General features: G+C 71.8%; 14 protein-coding genes. 11 read left to right on the top strand and 3 right to left on the bottom strand.

Annotated elements, in window-relative coordinates:
• Window positions 1-32: 32 nt before the first annotated feature.
• The 4 genes from aroA to hisN all read left to right on the top strand — a co-directional run bounded on the left by aroA (window position 33) and on the right by hisN (window position 4,806).
• A complete protein-coding gene (gene aroA / locus EDF42_RS04960; RefSeq protein WP_123671643.1) occupies window positions 33-1,412 on the top strand; it encodes a 3-phosphoshikimate 1-carboxyvinyltransferase in 1,380 nt (459 codons plus the stop codon).
• Between the two features lie 3 nt (window positions 1,413-1,415).
• Window positions 1,416-2,501 (top strand): ribosome small subunit-dependent GTPase A, encoded by a 1,086-nt coding sequence (gene rsgA / locus EDF42_RS04955; RefSeq protein WP_123671642.1) that lies wholly within the window; start codon window positions 1,416-1,418, stop codon window positions 2,499-2,501.
• 331 nt (window positions 2,502-2,832) lie between these two features.
• Window positions 2,833-4,005 carry a hypothetical protein gene (locus EDF42_RS04950; RefSeq protein WP_148053832.1) on the top strand — a complete coding sequence of 391 codons (1,173 nt, stop codon included), beginning with the start codon at window positions 2,833-2,835 and terminating at the stop codon, window positions 4,003-4,005.
• Window positions 4,006-4,023: 18 nt separating this feature from the next.
• On the top strand, window positions 4,024-4,806 hold the full coding sequence (hisN, locus tag EDF42_RS04945) for a histidinol-phosphatase (RefSeq protein ID WP_123294773.1): 783 nt from the start codon (window positions 4,024-4,026) through the stop codon (window positions 4,804-4,806).
• A 59-nt stretch (window positions 4,807-4,865) separates the two neighbouring features.
• Here the strand turns inward: hisN and EDF42_RS04940 are convergent, their stop codons facing one another.
• Complete coding sequence (locus EDF42_RS04940; protein WP_123671641.1) at window positions 4,866-6,356, bottom strand: MFS transporter; 1,491 nt, start codon at window positions 6,354-6,356, stop codon at window positions 4,866-4,868.
• A 487-nt stretch (window positions 6,357-6,843) separates the two neighbouring features.
• Here EDF42_RS04940 and EDF42_RS04935 point away from each other — a divergent pair, with 487 nt between their 5' ends.
• The 5 genes from EDF42_RS04935 to EDF42_RS04920 all read left to right on the top strand — a co-directional run bounded on the left by EDF42_RS04935 (window position 6,844) and on the right by EDF42_RS04920 (window position 13,394).
• Complete coding sequence (locus tag EDF42_RS04935) at window positions 6,844-9,540, top strand: LuxR family transcriptional regulator (protein ID WP_123671640.1); 2,697 nt, start codon at window positions 6,844-6,846, stop codon at window positions 9,538-9,540.
• A gap of 426 nt (window positions 9,541-9,966) precedes the next feature.
• On the top strand, window positions 9,967-11,781 hold the full coding sequence (glmS, locus tag EDF42_RS04930; protein WP_123294776.1) for a glutamine--fructose-6-phosphate transaminase (isomerizing): 1,815 nt from the start codon (window positions 9,967-9,969) through the stop codon (window positions 11,779-11,781).
• Window positions 11,781-11,894, top strand: a complete 114-nt coding sequence (locus tag EDF42_RS19200; RefSeq protein WP_240347339.1) for a Rax2 family protein — start codon at window positions 11,781-11,783, stop codon at window positions 11,892-11,894. Before glmS ends, EDF42_RS19200 begins: the two co-directional genes overlap by 1 nt.
• Before the next feature lie 138 nt (window positions 11,895-12,032).
• The gene (locus EDF42_RS04925) at window positions 12,033-12,746 is read left to right on the top strand and encodes a M50 family metallopeptidase (protein ID WP_123671639.1); all 714 of its coding nucleotides are present in this window, start codon (window positions 12,033-12,035) and stop codon (window positions 12,744-12,746) included.
• A gap of 114 nt (window positions 12,747-12,860) precedes the next feature.
• Window positions 12,861-13,394 (top strand): NUDIX hydrolase, encoded by a 534-nt coding sequence (locus EDF42_RS04920; RefSeq protein ID WP_123339915.1) that lies wholly within the window; start codon window positions 12,861-12,863, stop codon window positions 13,392-13,394.
• Between the two features lie 91 nt (window positions 13,395-13,485).
• On the opposite strand, the gene EDF42_RS04915 is transcribed toward EDF42_RS04920, so the two are convergent.
• Window positions 13,486-14,754, bottom strand: coding sequence for an amidohydrolase family protein (locus EDF42_RS04915; protein ID WP_123671638.1), 1,269 nt, complete (start codon window positions 14,752-14,754; stop codon window positions 13,486-13,488).
• A 135-nt stretch (window positions 14,755-14,889) separates the two neighbouring features.
• Between EDF42_RS04915 and EDF42_RS04910 the strand changes: the two genes are divergently transcribed.
• Window positions 14,890-16,287, top strand: a complete 1,398-nt coding sequence (locus EDF42_RS04910) for an O-acetylhomoserine aminocarboxypropyltransferase/cysteine synthase family protein (RefSeq protein ID WP_123671637.1) — start codon at window positions 14,890-14,892, stop codon at window positions 16,285-16,287.
• Window positions 16,288-16,290: 3 nt separating this feature from the next.
• Window positions 16,291-17,598, top strand: coding sequence for an LLM class flavin-dependent oxidoreductase (locus EDF42_RS04905; protein ID WP_123671636.1), 1,308 nt, complete (start codon window positions 16,291-16,293; stop codon window positions 17,596-17,598).
• A 19-nt stretch (window positions 17,599-17,617) separates the two neighbouring features.
• Here the strand turns inward: EDF42_RS04905 and EDF42_RS04900 are convergent, their stop codons facing one another.
• On the bottom strand, window positions 17,618-19,285 hold the full coding sequence (locus EDF42_RS04900) for an APC family permease (RefSeq protein WP_221181003.1): 1,668 nt from the start codon (window positions 19,283-19,285) through the stop codon (window positions 17,618-17,620).
• Between the last annotated feature and the right edge of the window lie 100 nt (window positions 19,286-19,385).

The raw sequence follows: 19,385 nt of genomic DNA, 5'->3' as shown, positions 1-19,385 counted from the left end.
CCTCCCGATCGTTTCAGTAGTCTTGTGAACCGATGGCAGACACGACGCATTCCCAGAGCGGTGCACAGGCCGCCGCGGACCCGGCCCCCTGGATCGCCCCGCTCGCGCGCGGTCCCCTGCGCGGCGACGTCGCGCTGCCCGGCTCGAAGTCGCTGACGAACCGCGAGCTCGTGCTCGCCGCCCTCGCCGACGGCCCCTCCGTCATCCGCCTGCCGCTGCACTCGCGCGACTCGGCGCTCATGATCGCGGCGCTCCGGCAGCTCGGCGTCGGGATCGACGAGGTCGAGCCGGCACCTGGTGCACAGCCGAACCCCTACGGCCCGGACCTCCGGATCACCCCGGCACCGATGCACGGCGGTGTTCGCGTCGACTGCGGCCTCGCCGGCACCGTGATGCGGTTCCTGCCGCCGCTGGCCGCCCTGGCGGTCGGCCCGGTCGTCGTCGACGGCGACCCCTACGCCCGCAAGCGTCCGATGCACGCGATCATCGGGGCGCTCGTCGACCTGGGCGTCGACGTCACCGACGACGGCGACGGCTCGATGCCGTTCGCGTTCACCGGCACCGGGTCGGTGCGCGGTGGCGCCCTGTCGATCGACGCGTCGGCGTCGTCGCAGTTCGTGTCGGGCCTGCTGCTCTCGGCGCCCCGCTTCGACGAGGGCCTGCACCTCACCCACGTCGGGGAGCGCCTGCCGAGCCTGCCGCACATCGAGATGACCGTCGCCGCGCTCCGTGCCCGCGGCGTGACCGTCGACGAACCCGCGGTCGGCGAGTGGGTCGTCCACCCCGGTCCGATCGCCGCGCGCGACGTCACCATCGAGCCCGACCTGTCGAACGCCGCGCCGTTCGCGGTCGCCGCGCTCGTCGCTGGCGGCACCGTCCGCATCCGCACCTGGCCGCGCGAGACCACGCAGGTCGGCGCCGACCTCGAGACGCTCCTGCCCCTGTGGGGCGCGACCGTGGCCCGAGACGGCGACGACCTGGTCGTCGACGGCGGCGTCGGGATCCGGGGCGGGGCCTCCTTGCCGGGTCTCGACCTGGACCTCAGCCGCGGCGGCGAACTCGCACCGGCGCTCGTCGCGCTGGCCGCGCTGGCCGGCGGGCCGACCGAGATCACCGGGATCGGCCACCTGCGTGGGCACGAGACGGATCGTCTCGCCGCGCTCGCGGCGGACGTGAACCGGTCGGGAGGCTCGGCGCACGAACTCGACGACGGCCTGCGCATCGAACCTGCCGCGCTCCACGGCGGCGACTGGGCCGCGTACGACGACCACCGTATGGCGACGGCCGGCGCCGTCGTGGGCCTCGTCGTCGACGGCGTCGCCGTCGACGACATCGGGTGTACGGCCAAGACGCTGCCGCAGTTCCCCGAGCTGTGGGCGGCGCTTGTCTCGACCGGGGACGCGGGGGCCTGACGCATGAGCTGGTGGGACGACGTCGACGGTGACGACTCCGACGCGGACGAGCCGTACGGACAGTACGACGAGTCGAGCGTGCGGGTGCGTCCGAACCCGAAGGGCAACCGGCCCCGCACGAAGACCCGGCCGACGTACGACGACGCGCCCGTGGGGTGGGTCACGAACGTCGACCGTGGGCGGTTCGGCGTGCTGGTGGGGACGGGTTCCGGCTCCGATCCCGATTCCGATGCCGATGCCGAGCACGTCATCACGGCGACGAAGGCCCGCGAGCTCGGCAAGAAGTCGGTCGTCACCGGCGACCACGTTTCGCTCGTCGGCGACGTCTCGGGTGACCCCGGATCGCTGGCGCGCATCGTGAAGGTCGCCGAGCGCACCACGCTGCTCCGCCGCAGCGCCGACGACTCCGACGAGGTCGAGCGGGTCATCGTGGCGAACGCCGACCAGATGCTCATCGTCGTGGCGGCCGCCGACCCCGAGCCCCGCACCCGGCTCATCGACCGGTACCTGGTCGCCGCGTTCGACGCCGGGCTCGACCCGATCCTCTGCATCACGAAGACCGACCTCGCCGACCCGGCACCGTTCCTGGCGCACTTCGCGTGCCTCGACCTCCGGATCGTGACGAGCCGGTCCGACGACGTCCCGTTCGAGGCCCTGCACGACCTGCTCGACGACAAGGTGACCGTGACCGTGGGGCACTCCGGGGTCGGCAAGTCGACGCTCGTGAACGCCCTGACCGGGTCGACGCGGGCGATCGGCGTCGTCAACTCGGTGACTGGTCGTGGGCGGCACACCTCGTCGTCGTCGATCGCGCTGCGGGTCCGTGACGGCGGGTGGATCATCGACACCCCGGGCGTGCGGTCGTTCGGCCTCGGGCACGTCGACCCCGCGAACGTGTTCCGCGCGTTCGCCTCGCACGCGATCCCGGTTCGCCCTGCGCGGGACGGCATCCCCCTGGCGCAGGCGCACGACTGGGAGATCGTCGACCGAGTGCAGGACGGCGAGCTCGGCATCACCGGCGTCGAACGGCTCGACTCGTTCCGCGCGCTCCTGACGGGCATGGGCGCCTCCGACCCCGGCCTCGAGTAGCCCGCGGCGCGCTCCCGCGTCCGTGCCCCGTCGGACCCGTTGCGCCCGTCGAGGTTCCGAAATCTGCACATCTCGGCCGCCGTTCGGGCCGTTCGTGGAACCTCGGCGGACCGCGCACGGCATGTTGCGGAACCTCGGCGGAGGGCGCTCGGGCGCGGCACCTCGTCGGTTCGGGCCGATCGTGGAACCTCGGCGCACCGCGCACGGCATGTTGCGGAACCTCGGCGGAGGGCGCTCGGGCGCGGCACCTCGTCCAACCGTGCCCGAGCGCCCTCCGTCCCCACCCAGCACACGTCGACAAGTGTGCAGCGGTGTTGTACAGTGGACCCTCGTGTCTGAAGTTGCAAAGTACAACTTTGCGCCGACCCCCGCCGTCGACGCCCCGTCCTCGAGCACGACAACGACGTCGCACGCGCACCACTCCCCCACCCACAAGTCCTCCCGAGCACCCCGACCGCAGCGCACCGACAGCGTCCTGCGCCCGGCCGGCCTCGGACGGGTGCTCCTGACCTTCGCCACGCACATCCTCGTGCCGCTGTTCCTCGCCGCCGGGATGGGCCTGGCGTACCTCGGTGCCTTCCACGCCCCCGCGCCGAAGGAACTGCCGGTCGGCATCGTCGGGCAGGCCGCCGCCACCCAGGTGTTCGCCCAGACCGTGACCGACGAGTCCGACGGTGCCCTCGTCGCCCACGTCGTCGCGTCGACCAAGGACGCCGAGCGGCAGATCCGCGACCGCGACCTGGCCGCCGTGTACGCCCCGACCACCACGGGCGCGACGCTCTACGTGTCGACCGCGGCATCGGAGACGACCGCGAGCGCCGCGCAGAAGGTCTTCCTGCCGATCGCCTACGAGCAGCACGTGCCGTTCCGGGTCGTCGACGTCGTCCCCACGGGCGAGCAGGACAGCACCGGGCAGGGGCTGTTCTTCCTGCTCGTCGCCCTGAGCGTCGGCGGCTACGCATCGGCCATCGCCGTGGCGTCCGTCGCGACGAAGCTCCGCGCGGTGTGGACCGCGGTGGTCGGCCTCGCCACCGCCGGGGTCGTCGCCGGCATCGGGATCATCGTCGCCGGACCGATCTACGGCGTCATCACCACGCACCACTGGCAGGTGTTCCTGTTCGCTTGGCTGTACGACGCGATCATCGTCGCGATCGGCGTCGGCCTGCACCCGGTCCTCGGGCGGTGGACGACACCCGTGCTCACCATGCTGTTCGTGATGCTCAACTTCACGTCGTCCGGCGGCATCTTCCAGGCGTCGTTCGTGCCCGGGTTCTTCTCCGCGCTCCACTCCTTCTGGAGCGGCGCCGCGTGGCTGCAGGCGGCACAGGACCTGCAGTACTTCCCGGACGCCTCGCTCGGCCGGTCGTCCCTGGTGCTCGCCCTCTGGCTCGCCGCGGCCGTCCTGCTCTGCGTGGTCGTGCATGGCCTCGTCGCCCGCCGCACCCGCATCGCCCGCGAGCGAGAGGTCACCCGGCTCGAAGAGGAAGAGGTCGTCGCCGCGTAGCCCCGCTACGCTCGACCCGTGGACCTCAGCGCCGACCTGGACTTCGCCCGCTCGCTCGCCGACATCGCCGACACGATCAGCCTCGAGCGGTTCCGCGCCGCCGACCTGCACGTGTCGAAGAAGGCCGACAGCACGCACGTGACCGACGCCGACCAGGCCGTCGAACACGCCCTGCGCGAGCGGATCGCGACCGAGCGCCCCGATGACGCGTTCCTCGGCGAGGAGACCACGGCGGACACCGGCGCCGAAGCGACGAGCGAGGGCCACCGTCAGTGGGTCATCGACCCGATCGACGGCACCGCGAACTACCTGCGCGGCGTGCCGGTGTGGGCGACGCTCATCGCCCTGGCGGTCGACGGCCGACCCGTGCTCGGCGTCGTGAGCGCCCCCGCGCTCGGCAAGCGCTGGTGGGCGGCCGAGGGCCTCGGCGCGCACTCGTTCGACGGCGACCTCCGCGTCTCCGGTGTCGCGGACCTGTCCGACGCGAGCCTGAGCTACAACAGCATCCAGCAGTGGGACGACGACGACCGGCTCGAGTCCCTCGTCGACCTGTCCCGCAAGGTCTGGCGGACGCGCGCCTACGGCGACATGTGGTCGTACATGCTGGTGGCCGAGGGGGTCATCGACATCGCGGGCGAACCCGACCTGAAGCCGTGGGACATCGCGGCCCTCGTGCCCATCGTGGAAGAAGCCGGCGGCCGCTTCAGTTCACTCGACGGCGACCCCGGGGCCTGGCACGGCAGTGCACTCGCGACGAACGGCCTGGTGCACGACGCCGTCGTCGAGGTCATCCGCCGCTAGCACGACCCCGAACGACACGCTCGACGTCGGACGACGTCGAGGGTGTCGTTCCGAGTCGATCAGGCCGCCGCAGCCGCCGCCTCACGCCGGGCAGCACGCCGCCGCACCACCAGGTCCCCGACCGCCAGCACGAGCGCGAGGGCCATCAGCGACACCGTGAACGTCGTGCCGCTCCGGAACGCGTCGTGGTACGCGTCGAGCCGACTCCCGCCGGAGCCCCCGGCAGCGGCACCCCGCACGATCCCGTAGAAGATGCTCGTCGCCACCGCGGTCCCGATCGCGGTCCCGACGCGCTGCCCGAGCTGCTGCATCGACCCGGCGACCCCGGACTGCTCCACGGGGATCTCCGCCAGGGTGAGCGTCTGGTTCGGCGACACGACGAACCCGCCGCCGAGCCCGCCGACCAGGAACGCCCCGGCCATCGCCCACGGCGTGACCTCCGGCGGGGTCAGCACCGCGGCGAGCATGAGGAGCAGGAAGCCGACGACGACCATGAAGAGCCCGAAGACCACCAGGGCCCGTCCGACCCGGTCGACGATCCGTCCGCCGATGTAGGACCCCACGGCGCTCGTGGCCGCGAACGGGATGCTCACCATGCCGGCGAACAGCGGTGACAGCCCGAGCCCCTCCTGCAGGAACAGCGTCACCATCAGGAAGGATGCCGGGATCGCCGCGAAGTAGACGGCCACGATCGACAGCCCGTTGCGGTACGACGACAGCCGGAACAGCTCGAAGTGCACCACCGGCGACTTGCCCTGCTGCTTGTACCGGACCTCCCAGAGCACGAACAGGCCGAGGAACACGACGAAGGCGATCAGCCAGAGCCACCGGGCACCGGAATCGCCGGCACCCGTGGTGAGCACGAACGGCAGCATCAGCGTGATGATGGCGGCGCCGAGCAGCAGGATGCCGACGATGTCCAGCTCGCGGTCCTTCGCCTGTCCCTGCGCCCCCTTGGGCAGCAGCCGCATCGCGAAGAACAGTGCGACGAGTCCGAGCGGCACGTTCATCCAGAACAACAGCCGCCACCCGTTCTCCTCACCGCCGATCGCGATGAGGCCACCGCCGATCGTCGGGCCGAGCGCCGTCGAGATGCCGATCATGGCGCCGAACAGCCCGAAGGCCCGTCCGCGCTCCGGCCCCCGGAACAACTGCTGCACGAGCCCGATCACCTGCGGCATCTGGGTGCCGGCGGCGAAGCCCTGCAGGATCCGCGTGACCATGAGCACCTCGATGGTCGGCGCCACGGCGCAGAGCAGGCTCGACACGGTGAACGCCACGAGTCCGATGATGAACAGGGCTCGGCGGCTCTTCAGGTCGCCGAGCCGGCCGGCGGGCACGAGGGCGAGGCCGAACGCCAGCGCGTACCCCGCCACGATGAGCTGCAGCGACGAGCTGGTGGCGCCGAGGGACTTCTCGATCGACGGCAGCCCGACGTTGACCTTCGACAGGTCGAGGATCGTCAGGGCGGCCACCGCGACGCACACGGCGAAGGCCCTCCAACGCGTGCGGTCGTCGAGGCGGGCGTCGGTCGGGTGAGCGCTGGACATCACCATCGTTCGTACACCGACCGGCCTCCGGGCGGGCGAGACCCACCCCCCGGGTGGGTGACACCCCCTCGTCGTGGCCCCCCGGACTGGGGGCACCGTTGCCGGATACGCGGTGCGCGGGGCGGCTCAGATGGTCAGGACCTGAGTTATCGTGCTCGTACGGAAGGTCACGCAAGCACCTGGGTTCCCTAGATCCGAGTGCACGTGCACGGCCTCCCGTGTTCGTCCGAAGACCCTAACCCGAGGGGTGATACAGACGATGACATCATCGTTCCCGAGCGGAACCGAGTGCACCCTCACTCGTCGACCGCATTCAATCCACGACAGCTCCGGCGCGCGCGCAGTCGCCGCCATCCGTCCGCACTCCGACACGGCCACCCACCGTGCAGCAGTCCGGTCCGCCTCACGGCGCCCCGTCGCAGCGCTCGCAGCGTTCGCCGACGACCTCTCCGCAGGATCCGCTTCCGGGCCCGGAGGCCGGTGAGTCATGGCACTCACCGGTCGACGTCTCGAGGTCGACCGGATCGCGACCCTCGCTGTACTCCCTCGGGAGTCCGCGATGGTCGTGGTCGGCGACCCTGGTTCCGGACGCAGCAGCGTCCTCGACGCGGTCTCGAACCGCGTTTCCCTCCCCGTCGTGCGGGTCGGTGTCAACGGGAGTGAATCCCGTTGGCCGCTGGCCGGCGTGACCTCCTTGTTCACCGCGCTCGACGACCCTCGTGCGACGGCCCACATCGCCCATCTCCTGCAGACGGGTGAGACGGCGGTCCCCGTGACCGCCGGACTGGCGGCGGCGCACGACTTCCTCGACGCCGTGCACGCCCTCACCCTGCCGCCGACGCTCGTGCTGATCGACGACCTCGACCGCATGGACGTCGAGAGCCAGGAGCTCATCGCGTTCCTCGCCGGCCGACTCGCAGGCACCGCCCTGCGCGTCGTGGCGACGGTCCGTTCGGTGCCGTCGGACGGTCCGCTCGCGGCCCTGCCGGCGCTCCGCATCGAGCCGCTGCCGTCCGACGAGGCACTCATCCTCGCCCGGACCATGGCACCGGAAGAAGCGAACGACGGCGTCCTCGCCGTCCTCGCCGCGGAGACCGGTGGCAACCCCGGCGCGCTCCGCGAACAACTCGCGGTGCTCAGCCGCGAGCAGCTCACCGGCGCGGAGCCGATCGTGCTCCCGCTCCGACCCACTCCGACGACCGAGGCCCTCGCAGCCCTCGCACTCGGGTCCGCCGCGGGACGAGATCTGGACGTCCTCGCGAAACTCGCCCTGGTGCCGGTCGCGAAGACCACGGCCTGGGACCGCGACGAGTTGGACGACCTGGTCGGAGCAGGCCTCGCCACCGTGCGGGGCCAGAGCGTGACGGTCCGCGACCCCCTGGTCCGGTCCGCGCTGTACTGGCGGATGCCCGCCCGTGACCGCCGCGCGGCGCACGCCGCGCTGGCCACGGCGAGCGCCGAGTCCGACCCGCGGGCAGCCGCGTGGCACCGGAGCTTCGTCGACGACGTCCCCGACGTGGTCGCGTTGCTCAGCGCCGCACGGTCCTACGTGGTGGACGGCAACGTGCACGCCGCGATCGCCCTCACCGAGCGTGCCCTGCACGTCGGTGGTGGCACCGAGGACGAGCTCGTCGCGCTGCTCGGGGTCGCTGAGGCCCTGCTCGGCAACCGGCTGCTCGGCTTCGCCGCGCGTTACCTCGCCGCGCTCCGTCCGTTCCGGACGACGGCGCACGAGGTCCGCCGGCTGCGCCTGCAGTACTCGGCGCAGTACCTCAGTGGCGACGCCGTGCACGCGGACGAACTCCTCGTGTCGGTGGACGCGACCGAGCCGGCCGACGTGGACGCGGTCGCCGGGCTGATGGCCATGGTGGCGTGCTTCCGTGCCGAGGCGTGGGAGCTCGACCAGGCGAAGGACCTGCTGCATCGCGTCGAGCCCCTCGAGGCGTCGGCGTCTCCGCACACGTTGGAGATCACGACGACCGCGCGGGAGCTCATCGCCGCGATCGACGGCACCCTGCCCTCGGACACCGACCTGCACGACGGACTCGCGACGTCGGTGCTGCTGGCGATGTCCGACCCGGCCCTGCTGCTCCTCGCCCACGCGCTGAGCATCGCCGAGCGGTACCGGAGCGCGCGTCGGGTGTTCGCACTCGTCCTCGCCCGTGGCCCGCAGACGGCGCCGGTGTGGACCGAGGCAGCCCGCTACCTGACCGCCGAGAACGAGGTGCGCTCCGGGAACTTCCGGCAGGCGCTCCGTGCGATCGACGTCTGGGAGGCCGGTTCCTCGGTGGTCGAACGGCTCCGTGAGCCGTCGCGGGCCATCGCGATCGCCTGGCGGCACTTCGCCGAGGGGCGCTCCGCCGATGCCCTGGCGGTCGTGGACCGGTGCCTCGAGCACCGTTCGACGAGCCGCCTGTGGGGCGCGACGGCGAAGCTGCACGCGCTCCGCGGTCGGGTCCTGCTGCTCGATGGCCGACTGGAGGAGGCAGCCGCCGCACTCGAAGCGGCGGACGCCATCGGCCGGTCCCTGCGGAACCCCGCGGTGCTCCGGCACCTCGGCGACCTGGTCGAGGCGTACGCACGCCTCGGACGGATCGACGACGCCCGCACCATCACCGCGCGGCTCGCTGCGGACCACCACGCCCGACCGGGTCGCTGGGGTGCGCTCGTGCTGGCGAGGAGCCTCGCGCTCGTCGCCGACGACACCACCCGGGACACCGCCCGTCGCCGCGCGTTGGAGCTGTTCCAGCCGCACGACTCGCAGTTCGAGCGGGCACGGACGTTCGCGGCCCTCGCGACGGTCGGCAACCCCGCCGAGCGTCCGCGTCTCGGTGCGGCAGCAGCAGCGGCGTACGAGGCGGCCGGCATGCGCCGTCCCCTCGTCACCCCTGCACCGGCAGCGGCCATGCCGCCGTTCGGCACGGGTCCGTCGCTCCGGTCCGCACCGGTGCTGTCCGCGTCGATGCCGGGGACGCCCCGGAGCGCTCCGGACGCCTCCGCGGTGCTCACCTCGCTCACGGCCGAGGAGCGCGCCGTGGTGCAGAAGGTGACGGAGGGCTACCGCAACCGCGAGATCGCGTCGTCGCTGTTCATGTCGCAGCGCACGGTGGAGCTGCGGCTCACGCAGATCTACCGCAAGGTGGGCGCGCGGTCGCGCTCCCACCTGGTCGCGCTGCTCACGTAGTCGACGCGAGCACGAGGCGGACGGGAGGCCCGGTACCAGCTGGTACCGGGCCTCCCGTCCGCCTTTTCCCTTTCCAGGACGCGGTGTGCGTCGCGCGCGTGCGTTGCGGGAGTCCGCACGCGACCGCACCGCGGCGTCCCCCGCACGCGGGGAACCGCAAGAGCAGTCGACGACTGTTGCCGTGGCGGCGTCGCCGGGTGAGGCTTCTCATGCACCGACCGCCGTGCCCCTCCCGAGGGGCCAGACCGCGGTACCCCGTCCGGTACCCGAACCTCGTGGCCCACCCACTCCGTCGTCCGTCCTCGCCTGATCCGAGGACGGGCGCCGGTCAGGACCGCGAGGGCCCGGACGCGCGGCAGACCCGACGGCGGTCGGTGCCGAACCCCCGCTCCACTCCCCCACCCCGTTCCCCCGAAGGGACAGCCGATGTGCGGCATCATCGCGGCCCGCGTGTCTGACGACGCGACGCCCTACCTGCTCGACGGACTCGAACGACTCGAGTACCGCGGCTACGACTCCGCCGGCATCGCCGTCCGGACCGCCGCCGGACGCACCGAGACGATCCGCTCGGTCTCCCGCGTCGGGGACCTGCGCACGCTCGTCGCCGCCCGGTCCGGCGACGCCCTGACCGGCGTCGGCATCGGCCACACCCGCTGGGCCACGCACGGTGCCGTGCGCGAGGCGAACGCCCACCCGCACGCCGACTGCTCGCGCCGGATCAGCATCGTGCACAACGGCATCATCGAGAACGCCGACCGCCTGCGTGACATGCTCACAGCGCAGGGTCACCGGTTCCGCTCCGAGGTCGACTCCGAGGTCATCGCGCACCTCGTCGAGCGCGCCCTGGCCGTCGACCCGGACCTGATGCTCGCCGTGCAGATCGCGACCGCGCAGCTCGAGGGGTCGTGGGCGATCGTCGTCCTCGACGCCCGCGACGGCCGGATGGTCGTGGCCGCGGACCGTTCCCCGCTCGTCGTCGCCCGGTCCGCCCGCGGCGACTTCGTGGCGAGCGACATCGGTGCGATCGCCGAGTGGTGCGAGACCTTCGTGGCGCTCCGCGACGGTGACGTCGTCGAGCTCGGCGAGGCCTGGACCTGGTCGTCGAACGGGATCACCGTCCCCGTGCCGTTCCCCACCCCGTCACCGTTCGCCGCCACCGCGCTGGACCTCGGCGACCACCCCGACCACATGGCGAAGGAGATCGGCGAGCAGGCCGACGTCGTCAGCACGATCCTGGACCGCATCGCCCGCCGCACCGCGGACGGCAGCATGTGGGTCGGCCTCGGGCTGCCCGCCTTCCAGCGCCTGGCGATCGTCGCCTGCGGCACCTCGCTCAACGCCGGCCAGGTGATCGCCACCGCGCTGCGCGGCATCGGCGGCGTCCCCACCGACATCGTCGTCGCCAGCGAGGCCGACCAGGCCGTCCTCGGCCCCGACACCCTGGTCGTCGCGATCAGCCAGTCCGGCGAGACCGCCGACGTCCTCCGCGCGCTCGACCGCTTCGAGGACCGCCACCCGGTGCTCGCGCTCACGAACAACATGCACTCCTCGCTCGCCCGTCGCGCCGACGCCGTGCTCGACTGCCACGCCGGTCCGGAGATCGGCGTCGCCGCGACGAAGACGTTCACCGCGCAGGTCGTCGTCGGCGTCGCCGCGGTGATCTCCGCGCTCGTGGCGTCCGGCCGCATCGAGGTCGCACGTGCCCACGCGCTCGTCGACGAACTGCTCGACCTGCCGGCACGCATCGAGCACGCCACGCAGGTGTCCGCCGACCGGATGCCGCTCCTGGTGTCGAGCGTGAAGGAGGCCACCGGCTTCCTGTTCCTCGGCCGCGGTGCCGGCCTGCCGTACGCCGCCGAGGGCGCACTCAAGCTCAAGGAGCTCAGCTACCGCTGGGCCGAGGCGTACCCCGCGGGCGAGCTGAAGCACGGTCCGCTCGCCCTCGTCGACGAGGGCACCCCCGTCGTCGTGATCGACCACGGCGAGCCGAAGATCCAGTCGGCGATCGCCGAGGTCCGGGCCCGCGGCGGGTTCGTCATCACCATCGGCGGCGAAGGCTCCGACATCCCGGCGCTCGGCAGCCGCGGCACCGGCGGACTCGCCTGGGGCGCCATGGCGGCGCCGTGGGGTCCGCTCGAGGCCGTCGTGCCGCTGCAGATGCTCGCACGCGAACTCGCGCTGCAGCTCGGCTGCGACGTCGACAAGCCGCGCAACCTGGCGAAGTCGGTGACGGTCGAGTGATGCGCGGTCGGATGAACCACCTGACGACGTTCCTGGTCGTGCTCACGGCGTTCGCGATCGCCATGACGACGGTGCTCGTCGTCGTGGTGGCCGGGCCGACCGTCCTGGGCTGACCCCGGCGCGCGCGGGCCGGCCGGGCGGCGACTCGGAACGACGTTCTCGATGTCGTACGACGTCGAGGATGTCGTTCCACATCGTCGTCGCCGCCGGGTCTCGGGCAGTTCGCGGGACACGGCTGCGATGCTGGTCCCTTGACCACCGCAGCCCCGCCCCTCGTGTTCGTCGCGCTCGTCGTCGGCGCGCTCCTGCCGTTCCTGCCGCTCGGCGGACGCGTCGCGCGGATCGCCGCGACCATCGCGCACGAGGTCGGGCACTGCATCGTCGTCGTCCCGTTCGGCGGCCGCATCCAACGCATCGACCTGCACCCGGACGGCTCCGGCGAGGCCTGGGTCCAGCTCGGCCGGGTCCCCGGCGGCATCCGCTGGCTCGTCCGGATCCTCAACCTCTACGCCGGGTACAGCGCGCCGCTCTGGGCCGGGGTGCTCCTGGTGACCGGGGTGCTGCACGGCTCGCGATGGCTGCCCGTCGCGGTGCTCGGTGTGATCGGGCTCGTGGCGCTGGTGTTCGTGCGGAACTGGTTCGGGCTGCTCGTCGTGCTCGGCTTCGACGTCCTGGCGCTGTGGGTGGCGCTGCGTCCGTCCGAGGTCACGGTGCTCGTGGTCGCCGCCGTCGGGGCGTTCTTCGTCGTCGACGGACTGCGCTCGGTCGTGCAGGTCGCACGGTGGCTGCTCACCGGCGCCCGCGTGCAGACGGACTTCCACATCGCCGCAGCCGAGATGCGGGTGCCGGCGGGGGTCTGGTTCGTGCTGTTCGTGCTGGTGAACGGCCTCGCGGTGTGGCTCGCACGGGTCCCGCTGCTCGAGGTCTGGGACACCGTGGTTGCGGGCGTGCGCGCACTCTTCTGACGGCCTGCCGTGGTCGACGCGGAACGACGCCCTCGATGTCGTACGACGTCGACCTCGTCGTTCCGCGTCGCCGCCACCCACCGCGTCCCCCTCACCACCTGGGAGGATGGTGCGGTGCTGCTCGACACCGCCACCACCGCCCTCGCCACCGCTGACGATCGGCACCGCGATGCGTTCGCCGCGTTCGTCGCCGCCCGAGGGGATGCCTCCCTGTGGCGTGACGGCGGCCCGGACCACCTCACCGCGTCGTGCTTCGTGTTCTCACCCGACCTGGCCCGGGTGCTGCTCTGCCTGCACCGCAAGGGCGGCTTCTGGGTGCAGTTCGGCGGGCACCTCGAGCCGTCGGATGTCTCGTTGGCCGGCGCCGCTCGTCGCGAGGCCCGCGAGGAGTCCGGCATCACCGACCTCGAGCTCGTCGACGACCGCATCGCGGACCTGGACCGGCACGAGCTCGGCGGCGGGTTCGCCTGCGCGGCGCACTGGGACGTCGGCTTCGTCGCCCTCGCCGACCCGTCGGTGGTGACGGCGGTCAGCGATGAGAGCGACGACGTCCGCTGGTTCGTGCTCGACGCCCTGCCGGCCGAGATCCCGCCGGGGCTGCCCGGCCGGCTGTCGGCGGCCGTCGCATCGGTCGGTTACCGCGGCTGACGCCTCGCTCGTCGTGCTCGCACCACGTCCGCGACGATCCACGCGGTGATCGACTCGTGCAATGTCGCAGAACGGGTGCGCAGCCCTGCGCCTACTCCCAGGGGCGTTGCGCGAGCTCTGCGGGGTCGAACACCCGGCCACCGGAGACCACGAGCGACCGCGGCACCCGTCGCACCAGGGCGTCCATCGGGTTCTCGGCGTCGAGCAGCACCACGTCGGCACGCGCCCCCGCCACGAGGTCGTGCGCCTCGTCGGTGACGAACCGGGCACCGTCGCGCGTGGCGAGCTCCACCACGCGGGTCAGGTCCGCGTCCCGCACAACACCGCCGGCCCGCGCGTACTGCCACGCGATGCCGAGCAGGTCGCCGTCGCCGTAGGGGCTCCACAGATCGCGGATGCCGTCGGTGCCGAAGCCGAACCGCACGCCGGCGTCGTCGAACTCGTGCAGGGGAAGCTGTCGCATCCGTACCGGGGCGACCGTGGTCATCGTGACGCCGAGCGACGCCATCCGGGCGAGCAGGTCGCGGCGACGCACGGGATCGACGTCGACGATCGCGAATCCGTGGGCGATGTTCACCCTGCCCGGTGCGATGCCGAGCTGCTCCACCCGGTCGAGCACCAGGTCGAACGCGAACGCACCGAGCTCGGCGGGCTCGTGCAGGTGGATGTCGATGCCGCACCCGGTGTCGGCGGCGATGGCGAACAGGCCGTCGAGCTGCCCGACCGGGTCGCGGTCGATCAGCGACGGGTCGAGCCCACCGATGTGGTCGGCTCCGGCCGTCGCCGCCTGCCGCAGCAGGTCGAGCACACCGGGCCGTCGCAGCACGCCATCCTGCGGGAACGCGACGATCGACACCTCGACCGCACCGTCGAGCGCGTCGGCCGCCGCACGAACGGCCTCGATCCCCCGCAGCCCGACGCCGAGGTCGACGTCGACGTGCGTGCGGACCCGGGTGGTGCCGGTGCGCAGCCCCTCGCGCAGGACCCGGGTGGCGACGGGTTCGCTCGGGATCCCGAGGGCGTCACGCCGAGCTCGTTCGTGCGCGATGCGCCCCTGCGTGCCGGGCTCGCCGCCGTACGACTCCCACTCGTGCCCCCACCAGCTCTTGTCGACGTGGGCGTGCGTGTTGACGAACCCAGGCAGCGCGAGCTGGCCGCGCCCGTCGACGACCCGCGGACCGTCATCGGCATCGGCATCGGCATCGGAATTGGCACTGGCACTGGCACCGCTCGCGACGCCGTCGCCCGCTCCGGTCGCGGTGACCGAGACGATGCGGCCGTCTGCCACCCGGATGTCCGACCGTGCACCACCCCACGGACGGACATCGCGGATGATCAGGGTCGCTTCGTCGGTCGCCATGCCCCCATCGTGGCAGCCGCCAGGGCTCCGCCGCGACCCCGCCGCACCCCGGTTCCGCGTAACGGAACGCCGCAATCGCCTGTCCACGCAGCGAAGGCTGCGAGGCTACCGCCAGACGACTCCCGGAGGTGTCCCATGGCGAACGACGATCACGGTTTCTCGACCGAACAGGTGCACGGCGGCTTCGTGCCCGACGCAGGGCACGGCGCACGGATCCCGGCCATCCACATGTCCTCCGGCTTCCTCTTCGACGACTTCGACCAGGCGCGCGATCGCTTCGCCGGCACCGAGGACGGCTACACCTACACCCGCCTCGGCAACCCGACGAACGCCGACGTCGAGCGCCGCGTCGCCCTGCTCGAGCGGGGCGTCGAGGCGATCCTCGTCGGCAGCGGCCAGGCGGCGGCCACCATCACGTTCCTCGGCCTCCTGCAGGCCGGCGACCACGTCGTCGCCGCCCGCAGCATCTACGAGGGCACCAAGGGGCTGCTCGTGCAGAACCTCGGCCGCCTCGGCATCGAGGTCGACTTCGTCGCCGACCAGCGCGACCTCGACGAGTGGGCACGGCTCGTCCGCCCGAACACGAAGGCGTTCTTCGCCGAGACGATCCCGAACCCGAAGAACGACGTCCTCGACATCACCGGCGTCGCCGACACCGCGCACCGTGCCGGGGTCCCGCTGATCGTGGACAACACCCTGGCGACGCCGTACCTGGTCCGCCCGGTCGAGCACGGCGCCGACATCGTCATCCACTCGGCATCGAAGTTCCTGTCCGGCCACGGCGCGGGCCTCGGAGGCGTCGTCGTCGACGGCGGCACGTTCGACTGGTCCGCCTCCCCCGAGCGCTGGCAGCACCTCACCAGCCCGGAGCGATCGCTCGGCAGCGACAGCTACGTCGAGCGCTACGGCAACCGGGCCTTCGTCGTCTTCGCTCGTGACGTCGTCGCCTCGCGCATCGGCCCGACCCCGTCGCCGTTCAACGCGTTCCTGATCCGTCAGGGCATCGAGACGCTGAGCCTGCGCGTGGAACGCCACAGCGCGAACGCGCTGGCGGTGGCGCAGTGGTTGGAAGCACAGCCGGAGGTGACGAGCGTCGACCACGCGGGTCTGGCCTCCAGTCCGTTCCACGACCTCGCCCAGCGCTACCTGCCGCGTGGCGCCGGCTCCGTCTTCGCGTTCACGCTGGCGGGCGGCGAAGCCGCCGCGCACACCTTCATCGACAGCGTCCAGCTGTTCAGCCGGATGACCCACCTGGGCGACGTCCGCTCGCTGATCCTGCACCCCGCGACGACGACGCACGCCGGCAAGACCGCCGCGGAGCGCGCCGACCAGGGCATCGACGACGGCCTGATCCGACTGTCGGTCGGCATCGAGGACGTCGCGGACCTGCTCCGCGACCTGGAACGCGGGTTCGCCGCGTTGCGTTCTGCAGACGGCGATGATGACCGGGAGGCCCGTGGCGCGTCCGACGCGGAGCGCGCGTCCCTGGAACACTCGGTCCCGGGCACGCACGTGATCTCGGAGGAGCTCTAGACGATGGCACGACCGCAACACTTCGGGTACTTCTTCTCACGCGGGTTCGGCCCGCAGGCGTGGGGGCGCTCGGACTGGGACTGGGGCCACGACTGGACCAAGCCCGACCTGTACCAGCAGTCCGTCCGCACGCTCGAGCAGGCCGGCATGGACCTGGTGATCGCCGAGGACGCCATCTCGCTCGGCAACCCGTCGACGCTCGACCTGCGCATCCGCCAGGCGTACGGCGGCCCGAAGCACGACCCCCTGCTGCTCGCGCCGTACCTGTTCGCGGCGACCTCGCACATCGGCATCGCGCCGACCGTGAACGCCGGGTTCACGCCGCCGTACCTGGCCGCGCGACAGTTCGCCACGCTGGCACACCTGTCCTCCGAGCGACTCGGCATCAACGTCGTGACCGACGTCGGCAGTGCCCGGCACGCCGGTCTGCCACCGCTGCCGCACGACCAGGCGTACGACCGTGCCGAGGAGTGGATCACGCTGCTCCGCCGGCTCTGGCACTCGTGGGGATCGTCCGGGTACGTCGGGGATCCCTCCGACTGGCGCTTCGCCGACGGCGACGCCCTCGACGCGTTCCACCACGAGGGCGCGTACTTCACCGCCGACGGCCCGCTCAACGCGCTGCCCCTCGACTCGGACCCGGTGGTCGTCTCCCCCGGTGGCTCCGGTCGGGGCCTCGCGTTCGCCGGCACCCACTCGGACGTGCAACTCGCGCTCGCGCCGTTGTCGGCGTCGGCTGTGCGGGACTACCGCGCTCGGGTGGTCTCCGCGGCCGCCGTCGCCGGGCGTTCCGCGGACTCCCTGCGGATCCTGTTCGTCCTGAAGCCCGAGATCGTGTCGTCCCCCGAGGAAGCCGACCGGATCGTGTCCGCTTCGAGGCACCCGTCCGACGACGACCTGCGGACCGCGGCGATCGCGTGGTCGAGCGACTCCGAGACGGACCTGCTCACGCTCGACCTCGATGCTCCCGTGCCCGACGGGACCTTCGGTGACCACGTCTCCGCCGGCACGATCCGCGGGCTGCTCGGCGACACCCCGGACGCCCCGCTGCGCGCGCTCCTGGAACGCAAGGCCCGCAAGGGGCGGGTGTCCTCGCGCGAGGGCTTCGTGGGGACCGCCGACGAGTTCGCCGACTTCATCGAGGAGCTCGGGTCGGACGCCGACAACGACGGCATCATCTTCTCGGGCGACCTGCACCCGGCGCAGATCCACCGGATGTTCGGCGACCTGGTGCCGGTGCTCCGGCGCCGTGGGCTCCTGCGGCGGGAGTACGGCGCCGGGGGCATCCGGGCGAACCTGTTCGACTTTTAGGGGTGAACTTGTTCGACTTCTAGTGGTGCACCGGCTCGACCACGCCTGATTCCTCGACGTCACGCACGTCGTCGGCCGTGCGGAGGATCTCCGCACGGTCCGAGGCGGAGTTGATCGCCCAGTAGTAGATCACCAACGAGAACACCGCGACCACGACGATGTCGATCCACAGCGGGAACACCGGGTGCGTCAGCGGACCGAAGTCACTGAGGAACACGATGAGCCCCATGCCGATCAGGTAGGGCAGCAGCCACTGCGCCGCCTTCCAGTCCCAGCGCGGCCGGACGCTGGAGGCACCGCGGAACACGTTGTTCAGGATGATCACCACGGCACCGATGAGGATCGCGACGCCGAGCTTCCAGTCGGTGTCCCACCCGGTCCACAGGATGATGAGGTTCGCGACGATGAACGCGATCGGCGACAGCACCGCAGCGGCGGGCATCCGGTAGGGGCGCTCGATCTCCGGGATCCGTTTCCGGAACGCACCGAGCGCCAACGGGGCACCGGCGTACATCAGGACCGACGCGCTCGTGATGAGGCTCACCAGCCCCTGCCACGAGGGGAACGGTGCGAAGCACGCGCAGCCGACGACGAACGCCGTGACGAGCCCGACCCACGGCACACCCTGCTTCGTCGTCCACTCGAACGCCTTCGGGAAGTACCCGTTGCGACTGAGTCCGTAGGAGATGCGGCTCGTCGCGGTCACGTAGATCAGGCCGGTGCCCGCTGGCGAGATGATCGCGTCGATGAAGATGACCACCGCGAGCCACGTGATGCCCGCAGCCATCGCGATGTCGGCGAACGGACCGGTGTACTTCGTGAAGTCCGCGGTGGCCCAGGACCCCTGGATCGCATCCGACCGGAGCACCCCGAGGAACACGACCTGCAGCAGCAGGTAGATCACCAGCCCGATGAGCACCGAGCCGATGACGGCACGCGGGATGTCCCGCCGCGGGTTCTTCGCTTCACCCGCGAGCTGGTCGGCCTGCTCGAAGCCCAGGAAGGCGAAGATGATGCCGGACGTGGACACCGCCGCCAGGACCCCCTTGGCGCCCTCGGGCATGAAGCCGTCGGCCGCCGTGAAGTTCGAGCCGTGGAACCCGCTGAACGCCAGCACGATGATGACCAGCAGCGGGATGGCGACCTTCCACCACGTCGCCGCCGAGTTCGTGTTCGCGAGGATCCGGACGCTGAGCAGGTTGATCACGGTGACCACCGCCATGAGGACGACGGCGACCGCGATGCCCGCGCCGGTGAGCAGCTGCTGCGTCTCCCCGTCCACCGTCGTGGTGTGCAGCCACGGGTTCGCGAACTGCCAGTGCTGCGCGTACTTGATCATCGCCTCGACCTCGATCGGAGCGACGGTCACGGACTGCAACCAGGAGAACCAGCCGAACGACGCACCGGCGATGCCCCCGAACGCGATGTGCGGGAACCTGGCCGTTCCACCCGCGATCGGGAACATGCCGCCGAGTTCGGCGTGCACGAGGGCGAGGACGAGGATCGCCACACCGCCGATGAGCCACGAGATGATCGCGGCCGGGCCGGCGGTCTTCAGGGCCTCCTGCGACCCGAAGAGCCAACCGGAGCCGATGATCGACCCCGTCGAGGCCCAGATGAGCCCGATGAAGCCCACGTTCCGCTTGAGGCCGGAGTCCGGCAACGCCGGCGTCGTCGTTGTAGCCACTGCTGCTCCCGTCGAGTGAGCGGGCCCCACGAACGGGGGTCGCGCTCATCGACTCTGGCACCGTGGCCGCGGCTTGGCCGGATTTTGTAACACGCCGGAA

Source organism: Curtobacterium sp. PhB172 (genome assembly GCF_003752545.1).
Taxonomy (GTDB): Bacteria; Actinomycetota; Actinomycetes; order Actinomycetales; family Microbacteriaceae; genus Curtobacterium.
Note: the sequence above shows the minus strand (reverse complement) of the source record. Positions and strands in the feature narration are given on the sequence as shown.